Consider the following 15207-nt stretch of genomic DNA (forward strand, 5'->3'; position numbering starts at 1 on the left):
GCCCGGTCTTTCGCGTATCCGGGTGAGTGATCAGGCGCTCTCGGCGGCGGCGGCCTCGCGCTCGTCGCGGGCCTTGCGCCGCACGGCGGCCGACCTCAGCGCGAGTCGAGCGAAGTGGGCCTTGCGCAGGTGCTCGGCGCGCTGAGCGCGCTCGGCGGCGGGCAAGGTGCCCTCGGGGTCGACCTGGCGCTCGAAGCTGGCCATGAGCGCGTCGCGAGCAGGCGCGGTACGCGCGGAACGGTCGGGCGTGTTCGACCAGCTGGTGTGAGCAGCGACCTGGGCGATCAGGCGACGCTCCTCGGTGGAGGCCATAGCAGCGAGTCCTTCGGCGGGGTGTGGACGGTGATCGCCCTCGCCCGTCTCACTGCTGGCGCTCGCTGCTCTCCGCGAGGACTGCCCCGATTAGATCACGAAGCACAGCGCTTTTCAATTCTGCGCTGTAATCTCCGGAATTGTCTGTTAGTGACTGAGTGACTAACTGACAGAATCGTTTACACGCGGTCTCCGCGGCCGAGTCGCCGGGCGGAATCGCGGGCGCGCTCGTCGGCGGCGCTGGCCCCGTAGCGGCGGACCATCGTCGGCGAGCGCCACCCGGCCAGCCGCTCCACGTCGCCCTCGTTCGCGCCGTGGGCGAGCAGGTCGTGGGCGAAGGTGTGCCGGAACTGGTGGGGGTGCAGTGGGGAGAGCCCGGCCAGCGCGCAGCGGCGCCGGATCATCTCGGCAAGCCCGCCGCCGGAGAGCCGCCACCCGCTCGGCCCGCGCCGCGTGGTCACGAACAGCGCCGGGCTCTCGGTCCCGGAGTGCTTCGCGCGAGCACGCAGGTAGCGCCGTAGTGCCAGCGCGGTCTTGCCGCCGAAGGGGACGATCCGCGGCCGGGAGCCCTTGGTCCGGCGCAGCGTGATCTCTTGCGCGCGGAGGTCGACGTCGGCGACGTCGATGCCGACGACCTCGGCCCGGCGGGCGCCGGTGTCGAGCAGGACGCGAATCAGCGCCGTGTCCCGCAGGTCGACGAACGCGCGGCCCTCGCAGGCACGCAGCAGTGACGCGAGATCGTCGTCATGGACAACCGGCACGATCGGCGGCTCGACCGCGGGCAGCTCGACCTTCGCCGCCGGGTTGCCCTCGATCACGCCCTCGTCGGCGAGGTAGCTCAGGAACAGCCGCAGGCTGATCAGCCGCACGCGCCGGGTGGCCTTGCTGCGGCCCTGCTCGACCAGCTGGCGCGACCAGCCCTGCACGTGGCGGGCGGTGATCTCGCTCGGGTCGGTCAGCTCGGGATGCGACGCCGCGAGGTAGGTGGCGAACTGGTCGACGCCGCGGCGGTACACGCGACGGGTCTCCTCGGACACCTCGGTCAGGGTCAGGGACCACTCGTCAGCAAGATCGGCCAGCTCGTCGCGCACGGGTGTAGGTTACCGTCACACGGAGCGCTGTGCGGAACCGTCGATCCGAGAGGAGGTCCGCCGATGGCGAACATCGCCGCAGGTCAAGCGGCTAGCTTGCCGTTGACTGGAGAGCGCACCGTGCCCGATGTCTGTCACGAGAACTACTGGTTCCGGCGCCACGAGGCGGTCTACCTCGCGCTGGCGGCCCGGTGCGCGGACCTCGTCGTCCTCGACGCCGGGGTGGGTGAGGGATACGGGGCGGCGCTGCTCGCCTCGTCGGCGCGGCGGGTCGTCGCCCTCGAGCTGGACGCGGCGGTGGCGGCGTACGTGCGGTCGCGGTACCGGTCGGTGGCCGTCGCCCGCGCGGACCTCCAGGTGCTGCCGCTGGCCGACCGCAGCGTCGACGCCGTCGTGACGCTGCAGGTGATCGAGCACCTGTGGGACCAGCCCGGCTTCCTCGCCGAGTGCGCGCGGGTCCTGCGGCCCGGCGGGCGGCTGTACTGCGCGACGCCCAACCGCCTGACCTTCTCGCCGGGCGCCGGCCCCGAGGACCGCCCGCTCAACCCGTTCCACACCCGGGAGCTGACCGGGTCCGAGCTGGCGTCGCTGGTGACGTCCGCCGGGCTCGCCGTGGAGTCGCTGCTCGGGCTGCACCACGGCCCGGCCCTGCGCGTCCTCGACGCGCGCCACGGGGGGTCGCTGGTCGACGCGCAGGTGGCGCTGGCGCTGTCCGGCGAGGTGTGGCCGGAGTCGCTGGCGGCCGACGTCGCCGCGGTGACCGCCGCCGACTTCGACCTGCGCGCCGACGACCTCGACACCTCGCTGGACCTGCTCGTCACGGCGGTGCGGCCCGGCTGAGGTCGGGGCGGGTGTTCGAGCGATGCGGCTTTGCTGGCGTGTGACGCCAGGATCGCCACATGCTCGCCGGCGCGACACGCCGAGGCGGGCCGGGACCGGGGCGAGCCGGGACCTGGGCGCGCGCCGCGAGCAGCACGTTCCGCAGGGCGAGACCCTCGATGATCATGCGAAAGGTGCCCCTCGCCGCCGCGCCGGGGCGCACCCGGACCCGCACCCACACGCGAGAAGCACCTTCCGCAGCTCGCGAGGCCCGATGATCATGCGGAACGTGTCCCTTGCCGCCGGAGCCCGCGGCGCCGGCGACCGGCGCCTCCCGCCCTCCTGAGCGACCGGAGGGCCCCTTCGCTCGGAACCGCCGCCCGGGGCCCGTGCGAGACTCGGCGCCCCGGCAGGGGGCGACGAGAGGGAGCGTGGTTGAGCAGGGAACCGGTGGGCACCTTCTGCCTCGTCCTGCACTCGCACCTGCCGTGGCTGATGCGCCACGGCGCCTGGCCCGTCGGCGAGGACTGGCTCTACCAGGCGTGGGCGCACGCGTACCTCCCCGTCGTCGAGACCCTCGAGCGGCTCGCGTCCCGGGGCCACCGCGACGTCCTGACGCTCGGCGTGACCCCGGTGCTCGCCGCGCAGCTCGACCACCCCGCGGCGCTGCGCGCGATGCACACGTGGCTCGCCGACTGGCAGCTGCGGGCGCACGAAGCACACCGGACGGACCCGGCGCTGGCCACCCGCGAGCACCGGGCGGCCGCCCACGCGCTGGAGGTCTTCGAGCGCGACTGGCGGCACGGGGCGTCACCGGTCTTCCGGCGCCTGGCGGACGCCGGGGTCGTCGAGCTCCTCGGCGGACCGGCCACCCACCCCTTCGCCCCCCTGCTGCCCGGGCGCGTGCGCCGCTTCCTGCTCGACGCCGGGCTGCGCGACGCGTCGCTGCGCCTGGGTCGGCGCCCCGCGGGCATCTGGGCGCCGGAGTGCGGCTACGCGCCCGGCCTGGAGCACGACTACGCCGCCGCCGGCGTCGAGCGCTTCCTCGTCGACGGCCCGGCGCTGCGCGGCGACACCGCGGCCGCGCACCCGGTCGACGGCACCGACGTCGTGGCGTTCGGGCGGGATCTCGAGGTGACCTACCGCGTGTGGTCCCCGCGCGCGAGCTACCCGGGCGGCCCGGACTACCGCGACTTCCACACCTTCGACCACGCCACCGGGCTCAAGCCCGCCCGGGTCACGGGCCGGCGGGTGGCGCCCGGGGACAAAAAGCCGTACGACCCGGCGCGGGCCGCGGCGGCGGTCGCCCGCGACGCCGCGGACTTCGTCGGCGTGGTGCGGCGCCGCCTGGAGGACCTGCGGGACGGCCGCGGGCGCCCGGGGCTCGTGGTGTCCGCGTTCGACACCGAGCTGTTCGGGCACTGGTGGCACGAGGGCCCGGCGTGGCTCGAGGCCGTCCTGACCGCCCTGCCGGAGGCGGGCATCCGCGTCACCACGCTGCGCGGCGCGGTCGAGGCCGGGCACGTCGAGGAGCCGGTCGTGCTGCCCGCGTCGTCGTGGGGGTCGGGCAAGGACTGGCGCGTGTGGGACGGGTCCGGCGTGCGCGACCTCGTGGCCGACAACGCCGAGGTCGCCGACCGCCTGCTCGCCGCCGTCGACGGTGCGGCGCCGACCGCGGGCCGCGACGCGACCCTCGACGCGCTGGCGACCCAGGCCGCGCTGGCCCTCTCGAGCGACTGGGCGTTCATGGTCACCAAGGACTCGGCCGCGCACTACGCCCGCCGCCGCGCCGCCGAGCACCGCGACCGCGTCCGCGAGCTCACCGACCTCCTGCCCGCCGGCCGTCACGCCGAGGCAGCCGCCCGCGCGGCCGAGTTCGCGGCCCAGGACGACCTGTTCGGGCGCGTCGACGCCCGCGCGCTGCGCCGCCGCGACCCCGGTGACCGCCGCCGCGCCACCCCTCCCTACTCGGGAGTAGGGTCGCTCGCCTGACTGGTCAGCGAAGCGCCCCTATCGGCGTGCTCCCCTCATCGACACTCAGAGCGTCCGTAACGGTACTTCGATCATGGGTCGGGAAGGGGCCGCCGGTGCGGGTGCTGATGCTGTCCTGGGAATATCCGCCGGTCGTGGTCGGCGGGCTCGGCCGGCACGTGCACGCGCTCGCGACATCACTCGCCGACGCCGGGCACGACGTCGTCGTCGTCGCCCGCCACCCGGCCGGCACCGACGCCGAGACGCACCCGACGACGCTCGAGCGCGCCGACGGCGTGCGCGTGCTGCGGGTCGGCGAGGACCCGCCGCACCTGGAGTTCGTGCGCGACCTCGTCGCCTGGACCCTCGGGCTCGGCCACGCGATGGTCCGCGGGACGGCGCCGCTGCTCCGGGAGTGGACCCCCGACGTCGTCCACGCCCACGACTGGCTGGTCGCCCACGCCGCCGTCGCGCTGGCCGAGCTCGCCGGCGTCCCGCTGGTCGCGACGGTGCACGCGACCGAGGCCGGGCGCCACGGCGGCTGGCTCTCCCAGCCCCTCAACCAGCAGGTGCACTCGGTGGAGTGGTGGCTCGCCCGCCGCGCAGACCGCGTCGTCACGTGTTCGGAGTCGATGCGCGCCGAGGTGGCGGGCCTGTTCGACCTCGACCCCGATGACGTCACGGTGATCCACAACGGCATCGACCCCGCCGGCTGGGTCCGCGGCACGCAGCGCCGCGGAGCTGCCGCGCCGGAGGCGCACCCCGGTGCGCCGACCCGGCCGGACGGACCCCCGACGCTGCTCTACCTCGGCCGCCTCGAGTGGGAGAAGGGCGTGCACGACCTCGTCGCCGCCCTCCCCGCGATCCGCCGGGCGCATCCCGGCACGCGGCTGCTGGTGGCCGGCACCGGATCGTGCGGCGACTGGCTCGCCGAGCGCGCCCGCGCCGCCCGCGTCCGCCGGTCGGTGCAGCTGCTCGGGCACGTCGACGACGCCGTGCTCCGCGACCTCCTCGCGACCGCCGACGCCGCCGTGCTCCCGAGCCGCTACGAGCCGTTCGGCATCACCGCGCTCGAGGCGGCGGCCGCCGGGGCGCCGCTGGTCGCGTCGCGGGCCGGCGGGCTGGGCGAGGTGGTCGTCGACGGGGTCACCGGTCTGTCCTTCGATCCCGGTGACGTCCCGGGTCTCGCCGCCGCGGTGATCCGCTGCCTCGACGACCCGGCGGCCGCGCAGGAGCGCGCTCGCGCCGCCCGGGCCCGCCTCGACACCGACTTCGCCTGGCCGCGCATCGCCGCCGAGACCGCGGCCGTCTACGCCGCCGCGACACCCGGGCCGCCCCTGGCCCTCGGCCGCCCCAAGATCCCGTCAGGGAACGTCTTCGGCCTCACGTGAGCAGTTGGCGCCCCGGGAGGGGCGCCAACTGCTCACACGGGGCGGGCCGGCTCGCCTGCCGAGGTGCCCGGCGCGCCGTCCTCCGAGGCCGCCTGCCCCGCCGCGAGGGCCGTCTTGCGCGCGATGTCGGCGAGGGCCTCGCGCTCCGCCGCCGCGGCCTCGTAGTCCGCCATGCGGTCGCGGACGACCCGCGCCGGCGCGCCCACGGCCACGGCGTGGTCGGGCACGTCGCCGCGCACCACGGCGTGGGCGCCGAGCACGCACCCGCGCCCGACCCGCGCGCCCCGCAGCACGCTCACCTTCGTCCCGATCCACGTCTCCGGCCCGATGCGCACCGGGGTCTTGACGATGCCCTGGTCCTTGATCGGCACGTGGACGTCGGCGTAGCGGTGGTCGAAGTCGCAGACGTAGATCCAGTCCGAGAGCAGCGTCGCCTCGCCGAACTCGATGTCCAGGTAGCAGTTGACCGTGTTCTCGTTGCCGAACACCGACTTGTCCCCGATGCGCAGCGAGCCCTCGTGGCAGCGCAGGCGCGTGTGGTCGCCGATGTGCACGAACCGGCCGATCTCCAGGCGCCCGAAGCCCTCCCGCGCCTCGAGCTGCACGCCCTTGCCGAGGAACACGAGCCCGTGAAGCAGGATGTGCGGCTGCCGGATCCGCACCTTGATCATCCGCCAGTAGCACCGGAGGTGATAGGGCGTCCACGCGCGATGGCGCACGATCCAGCGCAGCGAATCCCCGGTGAGCAGTCGCGGCTGGCGCGGGTCCGACCTCACGGTGCCAGACCCTACGATCGGTGACCCCCCTACGATCGCCCGGTGTCCCGCCCCGGCTCGACGGCCGCCCCGTCGGTCAGCGTCGTCGGCAGCGTCAACCTCGACCTCGTCGCGCGCGTCGAACGCCTGCCCGCGCCCGGGGAGACGCTGTCCGCCCACGGGGTGACGCGCGTACCCGGCGGCAAGGGCGCGAACCAGGCCCTCGCCGCCGCGCGCCTGGGCGCCCGGGTCCGGCTGCACGCCGCGGTCGGCGACGACCCGCTCGCCGGCGAGGCCCTGGCCCTGCTCCGTGACGGCGGCGTCGACCTCTCCGCCATCACCATCGTCGACCGGCCCACCGGCACCGCGATGATCCAGGTCGACGACGACGGCGACACCACGATCGTCATCGACCCCGGCGCCAACGACGCCCTCGTCGTGCACCCCGGCGACCTCCGCGCCGACGTCGTGCTCACCGTGCTCGAGGTGCCCGACGAGGCAGTCGCCACCGCCATGGCCTCCCCGGGCTACTGCGTGCTCAACGCGGCCCCCGCGCGGGCCGTCCCCGGGGACGTCCTCGCCGGCGTCGACCTGCTGTGCGTGAACGCTGCCGAGCACGGCGTCCTCGCCGCGCACGCCGACCTCGACGCCCTGCGCGCCGTCGCCGTCACCCACGGCGAGGCGGGCGCGGAGCTCCGCCGGCGGGGACGGATCGTCGCCCGCGCCGAACCGCCGCCGATCGACGCCGTCGACGGCACCGCGGCCGGGGACGCGTTCACCGCGGCGCTGGCCCTGGCGCTGGCGACGGAGGTCGACGACGTCACCGCGCTGCGCCGCGCCTGCCGCGCCGGGGCGCTCGCCGCCACCCGCGCCGGCGCCCAGCCGTCGCTGCCGACCCTCGGCGAGATCGACGTCCCGTGATCCCGCTGGTCATCGACACCGACCCGGGCGTCGACGACGCCTACGCGATCGCCCTCGCCGCCCGCGCCCCGGAGGCCGACCTGCGCGCGGTGACCGCCGTGTTCGGCAACGTCGACCTGCCGACGACCACGACGAACGCCCGCCGGCTGCTCGGGATGCTCGGGCGCAGCGACGTCCCGCTCGGGGTCGGCGCCGAGCGCCCGCTCATCCACCCCACGACGCAGCGGGCGGCCGACGTCCACGGGGACGACGGGCTCGGCGGCGTCGCCGAGCGCTTCGGCCCGCTCGGCCCGGAGCCCGTCGGACGCGCGCTCGACGTGATCACCCGCGTGCTCGAGGCGGCCGCCGAGCCCGTCGTCCTCGCCGCGATCGGCCCCCTCACCAACGTGGCGCTGCTGCTCGCGACCCGCCCGGACCTGGCCAGGCGCATCGGGCGCCTCGTCGTCATGGGCGGCTCGATCGGCATCGGAGGCAACGTCAGCGCCGCCGCCGAGTTCAACGTGTGGTCCGACCCCGAGGCCGCCCGCCGCGTGCTCGTCGAGGAGCGGGTCCCGACGACGCTGGTCCCGCTGGACCTCACGCACGTCGTGACGGTCGACCGCGCGTGGCTGGAGGCGCTCGCCGCGTCCGGCCCCCTCGGCGAGGCGCTGGCGGCGACACGCGACGTCTACGGCCGCGGCGAGGCGCTCGGCGTGGACCGCGTGCCGATCCACGACGCGGTCGCGCTGCTCGAGGCCGTCGCGCCCGGGACCCTGGCGACGGTGCCGCTCGAGCTCGAGGTCGACACGACGCTCGGCCCGAGCCGTGGCACCGTGCACGCCGACCGCCGGGGGCGGGCGCCCGGGGGCCGGGCCGTGGACGTCGCGCTGCCCGAGGGGACGGACGTCGACACGGTGCGCGGCGAGCTGCTCCGGCGCCTTCAGGACCGGCCGGGCGCCGCGGCCTCGCAGACATAGGCCTCCGGCCCGGACGCGAGGCGGGCGAGGACGACGGTGGCCTCGTGCGGTCCGGCGAGCTTGAGCCGGGGGCGCAGGGCGTTCGGGTCGACGTCGAGGCCGCGGACGAGGATCTCGAGGCGGCCGACCCCGCGCGCGGCCAACGTCCGGCGCAGCGTCTTCTCGCCGTAGCGGCCGTGCTCGAGCACCCGGAAGGCCCGGATGCCCGGCGGCGGGGCGTCGCCGGAGAGGTAGGCGAGGTGCTCGTCGAGGCGCCAGAGCCCGTGCCGCGCGCCGTACTGGCGGACGAGCCCGGCCCGGACGACGGCGCCGTCCGGGTCGACGATCCACTCCCCCGCCGGGGCGACGGGGCAGGCGTCGTCCTCGGCGTCGGTGACCTCGACATCCGCGCCGCGACTCGACAGCACCGTGGCGCGACGGGAGGTCCTCGCGAGGCCCGCCGACCACAGCGCCGCCTCCCGCACGCGGCCGTCGAGGCTGACGATCTCGACCTCTTGCGCCCACGGCACCAGCGCCGGATCGAGCCCGGGCGCGGTCGATACGACCAGATCGTGGTCCGGGGTGTCAGCGAAGTGCCGTCGCAGACACTCAGCGTCCGTATCGGCACTTCGATCACCGAGCGCCACGGCCGCGAGATCGTCCAACGGCGGCGCGAAGTCGGCGGGGCGCCAGGTGCGGCGGCCCGCGGCGGTGCGGCGGGCCGGGTCGGCGACGAGCACCGTGTCCCGCGAGCACGGCGCCAGGGCGTCCGCCCGCACGAGCGGCACGCCCGGGACGTTCACCCGCGCCATGGCCAGCCGCACGGGATCCAGGTCGGAGCCGAGCACCCGCCCCGCCACACCCCGCAGGGCCGCCAGCTCCGCGCCCACCGAGCACGTCACGTCGTGGACGTCGCGGCCCGCGAGCCGGCGCGCCCGGTGCGCCGCCACCGGTGCCGCCGTGGCCTGCTCCGCCGCGTCGCCGGTCAACAACCAGCCCTCCGGGATCCGCCCGCGGGCGCGTTCCTGGAGCAGCGCGGTCTCTAGCACGGGCGCGGCCCGGTCGCCGAGACGCTCGCGCAGCGCCGCCACCAGCTTCAGCCGGTCACCCCCGGTCGGCACCGACGCCACCGCCTCGCGCCCCCCGTCCGAGGCCAGGTACGCGACGTCGTCGAGGGTGAACCCGTACGTCAGAGCTGCACCGGCTCCGGCGGCCGCACGCCCGTGACCAGCGCGTTGTAGAACAGCGAGCGCGGGACGACGCGGGACATCACGTGCGCGTCCACCCACGACAGCCGCTGCCAGGTGCGGTACGCGAACATCGCCCAGCCCATGCCGAGCCGCTCCGGCGGCACCGCGGCCTCGAACGTCCGCACCGGCCACCCGAACACGGCGGCGGTGAGCTCCTCGGTGACGACGCGGACGTCGACCGCACCCGCGGCGTGCGCGAAGCGCTCCAGGCGGTCCGGGTCGAAGACGTGCTGGTCCACCACCGACTCCAGGGCCGCCGCGCGCGAGGACTCGTCGAGCTCGGTCCGCGGGCGCAGCCAGGACGACGGGGCGAACCGGGTCGTCGCCCACCACGTCGCCTGCCCCAGCTTGCGGGCGTAGAGGTCACCGAGGCGCGTCGGCTCCCCGGCGAACACGAACCGCCCGCCGGGCTTCAGCACCCGCAGGATCTCGCGGAACGCCGTGTCGAGGTCGGGGATGTGGTGCAGCACGGCGTGCCCGACCACGAGGTCGACGCTCGCGTCCTCCACCGGGATCGTCTCGGCGTCCGCGACGCGACCGGAGACGTCCAGCCCCAGGTGCGACGCGTTGCGCGTCGCGACCTCGACCATGCCGGGAGAGAGGTCGGTGACCGTGCCGCGGCGCGCGACGCCGCCCTGCATGAGGTTGAGCAGGAAGAACCCGGTACCGCAACCGAGCTCGAGGGCGTGATCGTACGTCTCGGAGCCGGGACTCACCGCCCGGAACCGGTCGACCGCGAACGTCGTGCATCGCTCGTCGAACGAGATCGACCACTTCTCGTCGTACGAGGCCGACTCCCAGTCGTGGTAGAGGACGTTCGCGAGCTTCGGGTCCGTGAGCGCGGCCTCGACGTCCTGCTGCGACGCGGTCATCGGCCCAGGAACTGGGCCTTGCCCGGCCCGTTCTCGACGAACGAGCGCATCCCGATCGTCTGGTCCTCGGTGCCGAAGAGCGCGGCGAACACCTCGGACTCGAACGTCAGGCCGTCACGCAGGTCCATGTCCAGCCCGCGGTCGATCGCCTGCTTCGCGGCGGCGAGGGCGCGCGTGGGGCCGTTCGCGAACTGGGCGGCCCAGGCGTGGGCGCGCGTGTAGACCTCGTCGGGCGCGACGACCTCGTCGACCAGGCCCAGCTCCAGGGCCTCGGCGGCCTTGACGAAGCGGCCGCTGAAGATGATGTCCTTGGCCTTCGCCGGGCCGACGAGGCGCGCGAGCCGCTGCGTCCCGCCGCCGCCCGGGATGATCCCGAGCAGGATCTCGGGCTGGCCGACCGTGGCGTTGTCGCCGGCGATCCGGCGGTCGCAGGACAGCGCGATCTCGAAGCCGCCGCCGAGCGCGTAGCCGGTGATCGCGGCGACCACGGGCTTCGGGATCTCCGAGACGGCGCCGAACCCGCGCGAGAGCTCGTGGGTCCGCTCGGCCATCTCGGCGTACGAGAGCTCGGCCATCTCCTTGACGTCGGCGCCCGCGGCCAGCGTCTTCTCGCCGCCGTAGACGACCACGGCGCGCACGTCGGCGCGGCTGGTCGCCTCCGCGGCGACCTCGGCCAGCTCGACGTTGACCTGGCGGTTCACCGCGTTCATCGGGGGCCGGTCGAGGCGGATCGTGCCCACCCCGCCGTCCACCTCGAGCCGCACGAACTCCGTCACCGATGGGCCTCCTCGATCAGGTTCTGCGTCGGCGGGGACCCTATCGCCGCACCGCCGTGAAGCGCCGCCGCCGGCTGGAGAGCTCCAGCGGCTGGTCGAACGTGGCCGACAGGTTCTCCGAGGTCATCACGTCGTCGAGCAGCCCCTGCGCCACCACGCGGCCGTCGCGCATCAGCATCGCGTGGCTGCAGTTGGGCGGGATCTCCTCGACGTGGTGGGTCACCATCACCGTCGCCGGCCCGTCCGGGTCGGCGGCCAGCTCGCTGAGCAGCTCGACGAGGTCCTCCCGGGCGCCCAGGTCGAGCCCGGCGGCCGGCTCGTCGAGCAGGAGGATCTCCGGGTCGGTCATCAGCGCGCGGGCGAGCAGCACCCGCTGGCGCTCGCCGGTCGAGAGCGTCGCGTACCGCCGGTCGGCGAGGTCCAGCACGCCCATCATCTCCATGAGCCCCGAGGCCCGGCGGTCGTCCTCGGGGTCGTAGTGCTCCCGCCAGGTGCCGACGACGCCGTAGCCGGCGCTGCGCACGACGTCGTGCGCGGCCTCGTCCGCGGGCACGCGCCCGGCGAGGTTCGCGCTGGCCAGCCCGATGCGGGGGCGCAGGTCGAAGACGTCGACGCGCCCGAGCCGCTCGCCGAGCAGCTCGACGGTGCCCGTCGTGGGGTGCATCTCGGCGGCCGCGAGCCGCAGCAGCGTCGTCTTGCCCGCGCCGTTGGGTCCCAGGACGACCCAGCGCTCGTCGAGCTCGACGGTCCAGTCGAGGTCGGCCAGCAGGTCCGAGCCGCTGCGCCGCACCCCGACGCCCTCCATGCGGATGACGGTGTCGGGGTCTGCGGGTCCGGCGGCCGTCCTGCGCTCCGCGTCCGGCTGCGTCACGGCCGCCATCCTGACGGATCACGCCCCGCGCCGGGCGACGGGCCCGCCGCCGATCGGGCACGATCACCCCACGATGTCGAGCTCCCCCACTGACCTACCCGCTGCACGCGGTACGCATCTCGACGGCGAGGTGCTGCGCGCGTGCGTCCCCGCCGCGCCGAGCGCGGAGGCCGTGGAGCTCTGCCTGCTGGGCGGCGACACCGAGCGCCGCGTCGAGCTCGTCCGGGCCGGCGACGGGTGGTGGCGCGGCGAGGTCGGCGCGGTCGAGGCCGGCACCCCCTACGGCCTGCGCGTCCACGGCCCGTGGGTCCCCGCGCGGGGGGTGCGCACGAATCCGGCGAAGCTGCTCGTCGACCCCTGGGTCCGCCGCGTGACGGGGCAGGTCACCTCGCTGGCGGCCGCGCGCCCGTTCGCGGGCGACGACCCGTTCTCGGCCCGCCCCGGCGACCAGGACTCCGCGGGTTCGGTGCCGCACGGGGTCGTCACGGCTCCCGTGAGCGACGCGCCGGGCGCGCGGCCGGCCGTGCCCTGGTCGGACACGGTGATCTACGAGACCCATGTGCGGGATCTCACGATGCGCCACCCCGACGTCCCCGAGCACCTGCGCGGCACCTACGCCGGGCTCGCGCACCCCGCCGTCGTCGACCACCTCGTCGGGCTCGGCGTCACCACCGTCGAGCTGCTGCCGGTGTTCGCGAACGCCGACGAGCCGTCCCTGCTCGCGCGCGGGCGCCGCAACCACTGGGGCTACTCGACGCTCGCCTACCTGGCCCCGCACCCGCGCTACGCCTCGACCCCGGGCCGCGAGGTCGAGGAGTTCCGGGCGATGGTCGCGACGCTGCACACCGCCGGTCTCGAGGTCGTGCTCGACGTCGTGTTCAACCACACCTGCGAGGGCGGCGCCGACGGGCCGTCGCTGTCGTGGCGCGGCCTCGACGCCGCCGGCTGGTACGCCCTCGACGCCCGCGGCCGCGACGTCGACCTCACCGGCTGCGGCAACACCCTCGACCCCGCCTCGCCGCTCGTGCGCGCGCTCACGCTGGACTCTCTGCGGTACTGGGTGACGACGATGGGTGTCGACGGCTTCCGCTTCGACCTCGCCTCGACCCTCGGGCGCCCCCACGGCGGCGCCTTCGACCCGGCCGCGCCGCTGCTCGCCGACATCGCCGCCGACCCCGTGCTCGCGCAGGTCAAGCTCGTCGCCGAGCCCTGGGACGCCACGGGCGAGGGCTACCAGGTGGGCGGCTTCCCGCCGGCCTGGGCGGAGTGGAACGGGCGCTTCCGCGACGACGTCCGCGACTTCTGGCGGGGGCACGGCCCGATCTCGGCGATCGTCACGCGCCTCGCCGGATCCTCGGACCTCTACTGGCCCGCGCGTACGCCCGCCGCGTCGGTCAACTTCGTCACCGCGCACGACGGCTTCACCCTCGCCGACCTCGTCGCCTACGAGCGCAAGCACAACGAGGCCAACGGCGAGCAGGGCCGCGACGGCACCGACGACAACCGCTCGGCCAACCACGGCGTCGAGGGCCCCACCGCCGACCCCGCGGTCCTGGCCCTGCGCGCCCGCCAGTCCCGCAACCTGCTCACCACGCTGCTGCTCGCCGCGGGCACCCCGATGCTGCTCGGCGGCGACGAGCTGGGGCACACCCAGCACGGCAACAACAACGTCTACTCGCTCGACGACGAGACCTCGTGGCGGTCGTGGTCCTCGCCGGACCTGGTGGACTTCGTCGCCCGGGCCCTCGCCCTGCGCCGCGCCACCCCGGCCCTGCGGCGCACCGACTTCTTCTACGGCCGCGAGGACACCGACCCCGACGGCGCCGCCCCGGACATCGCGTGGCTGCACCCCGACGGCCGCGAGTTCACCGAGCCGGACTTCCCCGAGCACGGCCGCACCCTCGTCGTCCGCGTCGACCCCGGGGTCGGTGGCGCGCCCGCGCTGCTGCTCGTCCTGCACTCCGGTGCCGCGGCGGTGGACGTGCTGCTGCCCGACGCCTTCGGCGACACCGCCTGGACGCCCGTGCTCGACCCCGGCACGCCCACCGGCGCGCCGCCGTCGACCGGGCCCCTCGCCGCCGGCGGGACGCTCGCGGTCCCGGCGCACTCCGCCCTCGTCCTGCGGGCGGCGCCAGGGAGCTGATCAGCGAGATCTCGGCGACCGGAGCGCGCGTCCACGCCAGCCGGACGATCGCTCCACTCGTCCGGATCTCGACGCTCACCGGCATGGATCCGGGGACGTCGACGCCGCGTCGAACCCGGTATGAGCAGCAACGACGGGCAAGGCATCGAGCTCCGGCGGCTGATCCGGCGCCAGCACGGGATCGTCAGCCTGGAGCAGGCGAAGGCCGCCGGGTACTCGCGCCAGATGGTGGCGTACAAGGTCGCGACGAAAGCGTGGTTCCCGGCGGGCCCGCGCGTCTACCAGGTGGGTGAGCACCGGAAGACGCCCCATTCCCGGACCGTGGCGGCCCTGCTCTCGCTGGGCCCGGACGCCACGCTCGTCGGCACGTCGGCCGCGTGGTGGTGGGGCTTCCACGCCACCACGCCGACCCGGACGCAGATCGCCGTCGCGCCGCACCGGCGCCCCCGTCCGCGGGACGGCGTCGACATCGTGCGCCGGGTGATCGCGCCGTGCGACCGGACGAGGGTCTCGGGCATCGCCGTGACCGGGCGCGCGCTCACCGTCCTCGACGCCGCCGCGCACCTCGGGCTCACCGACGGCGCGCGGGTCGCCGACACCGCCCTGCAGAAGGGTTCGGTGACCGTCGAGAGCTTGCGCGACGCGCACACGCGCGCCGCCTGCCGGCGCGGGGCCGTGATCGGCGCCGAGATCGTCGCCCTCGCCGCGGGCGGTGCCCGGTCGTGGGCAGAGCGGGAACTCCACGCCCGGCTGCGGTCCGGGGGCCTCACCGGGTGGGCGGCCAACACGGCGATCGCGCTGCCCGGGTACGGGCGCGCCGTCGGCGACGTGGTGTTCGACAGCGAGAAGGTGATCGTCGAGGTCGACGGGTGGGCCTACCACCGCGACCTGCGCGCGTTCCTGGGCGACGGGCCACGCCAGTCCGCCCTCGCCGCCGCGGGCTGGCTGGTGCTCCGGACACACTGGTACGAGCTGCGCGAGCACCCCGACGTCTTCCTCGCCCGCCTCCGGGCGACGCTGCGGACGAGATCCTGACGAGTGGAGCGCGCATTCTGCTCAGCTGAACGCGCGCTCCACCCGCGCGGATCTCCCGGCCCGTC

Annotated in this window: 14 protein-coding genes; 7 read left to right on the top strand and 7 right to left on the bottom strand. The window is 75.5% G+C overall.

Features of this window, described 5'->3' with window-relative positions; translation table 11 throughout:
- Window positions 1-30: 30 nt before the first annotated feature.
- Window positions 31-312, bottom strand: coding sequence for a hypothetical protein (locus QSK03_RS20820; RefSeq protein WP_285656106.1), 282 nt, complete (start codon window positions 310-312; stop codon window positions 31-33).
- 179 nt (window positions 313-491) lie between these two features.
- Window positions 492-1403: a tyrosine-type recombinase/integrase gene (locus tag QSK03_RS20825; RefSeq protein WP_285656109.1), complete on the bottom strand. Its 912-nt coding sequence runs from the start codon at window positions 1401-1403 to the stop codon at window positions 492-494.
- A gap of 63 nt (window positions 1404-1466) precedes the next feature.
- On the opposite strand from QSK03_RS20825, the gene QSK03_RS20830 reads away from it, so the two are divergent.
- The 3 genes from QSK03_RS20830 to QSK03_RS20840 all read left to right on the top strand — a co-directional run bounded on the left by QSK03_RS20830 (window position 1467) and on the right by QSK03_RS20840 (window position 5584).
- Window positions 1467-2243 (top strand): class I SAM-dependent methyltransferase, encoded by a 777-nt coding sequence (locus QSK03_RS20830; RefSeq protein ID WP_285656112.1) that lies wholly within the window; start codon window positions 1467-1469, stop codon window positions 2241-2243.
- Window positions 2244-2657: 414 nt separating this feature from the next.
- Window positions 2658-4214 (top strand): 1,4-alpha-glucan branching protein domain-containing protein, encoded by a 1557-nt coding sequence (locus tag QSK03_RS20835; protein WP_285656115.1) that lies wholly within the window; start codon window positions 2658-2660, stop codon window positions 4212-4214.
- A 95-nt stretch (window positions 4215-4309) separates the two neighbouring features.
- A complete protein-coding gene (locus QSK03_RS20840; RefSeq protein WP_285656118.1) occupies window positions 4310-5584 on the top strand; it encodes a glycosyltransferase family 4 protein in 1275 nt (424 codons plus the stop codon).
- A gap of 32 nt (window positions 5585-5616) precedes the next feature.
- Here the strand turns inward: QSK03_RS20840 and QSK03_RS20845 are convergent, their stop codons facing one another.
- Window positions 5617-6360 carry an acyltransferase gene (locus QSK03_RS20845; RefSeq protein ID WP_285656120.1) on the bottom strand — a complete coding sequence of 248 codons (744 nt, stop codon included), beginning with the start codon at window positions 6358-6360 and terminating at the stop codon, window positions 5617-5619.
- 42 nt (window positions 6361-6402) lie between these two features.
- Here QSK03_RS20845 and QSK03_RS20850 point away from each other — a divergent pair, with 42 nt between their 5' ends.
- Window positions 6403-7260, top strand: a complete 858-nt coding sequence (locus QSK03_RS20850; protein WP_285656123.1) for a PfkB family carbohydrate kinase — start codon at window positions 6403-6405, stop codon at window positions 7258-7260.
- Window positions 7257-8216, top strand: a complete 960-nt coding sequence (locus tag QSK03_RS20855; RefSeq protein ID WP_285656126.1) for a nucleoside hydrolase — start codon at window positions 7257-7259, stop codon at window positions 8214-8216. Before QSK03_RS20850 ends, QSK03_RS20855 begins: the two co-directional genes overlap by 4 nt.
- Here the strand turns inward: QSK03_RS20855 and QSK03_RS20860 are convergent.
- The 4 genes from QSK03_RS20860 to QSK03_RS20875 are packed head-to-tail and all read right to left on the bottom strand — an operon-like array spanning window position 8180 to window position 11973.
- Window positions 8180-9388 (bottom strand): THUMP-like domain-containing protein, encoded by a 1209-nt coding sequence (locus QSK03_RS20860; RefSeq protein ID WP_285656377.1) that lies wholly within the window; start codon window positions 9386-9388, stop codon window positions 8180-8182. The genes QSK03_RS20855 and QSK03_RS20860 overlap by 37 nt on opposite strands.
- A complete protein-coding gene (locus tag QSK03_RS20865) occupies window positions 9385-10317 on the bottom strand; it encodes a class I SAM-dependent methyltransferase (protein ID WP_285656130.1) in 933 nt (310 codons plus the stop codon). Before QSK03_RS20865 ends, QSK03_RS20860 begins: the two co-directional genes overlap by 4 nt.
- Complete coding sequence (locus tag QSK03_RS20870) at window positions 10314-11093, bottom strand: enoyl-CoA hydratase/isomerase family protein (protein WP_285656132.1); 780 nt, start codon at window positions 11091-11093, stop codon at window positions 10314-10316. Before QSK03_RS20870 ends, QSK03_RS20865 begins: the two co-directional genes overlap by 4 nt.
- 40 nt (window positions 11094-11133) lie before the next feature.
- Complete coding sequence (locus tag QSK03_RS20875) at window positions 11134-11973, bottom strand: ABC transporter ATP-binding protein (protein ID WP_502872202.1); 840 nt, start codon at window positions 11971-11973, stop codon at window positions 11134-11136.
- 64 nt (window positions 11974-12037) lie between these two features.
- On the opposite strand from QSK03_RS20875, the gene glgX reads away from it, so the two are divergent.
- Window positions 12038-14107 (top strand): glycogen debranching protein GlgX, encoded by a 2070-nt coding sequence (gene glgX, locus QSK03_RS20880; protein WP_285656133.1) that lies wholly within the window; start codon window positions 12038-12040, stop codon window positions 14105-14107.
- A 120-nt stretch (window positions 14108-14227) separates the two neighbouring features.
- Complete coding sequence (locus QSK03_RS20885) at window positions 14228-15142, top strand: DUF559 domain-containing protein (RefSeq protein ID WP_285656137.1); 915 nt, start codon at window positions 14228-14230, stop codon at window positions 15140-15142.
- Window positions 15143-15207 lie beyond the last annotated feature (65 nt).

It is taken from the genome of Actinomycetospora sp. NBRC 106375 (assembly GCF_030269665.1).
GTDB lineage: Bacteria > Actinomycetota > Actinomycetes > Mycobacteriales > Pseudonocardiaceae > Actinomycetospora.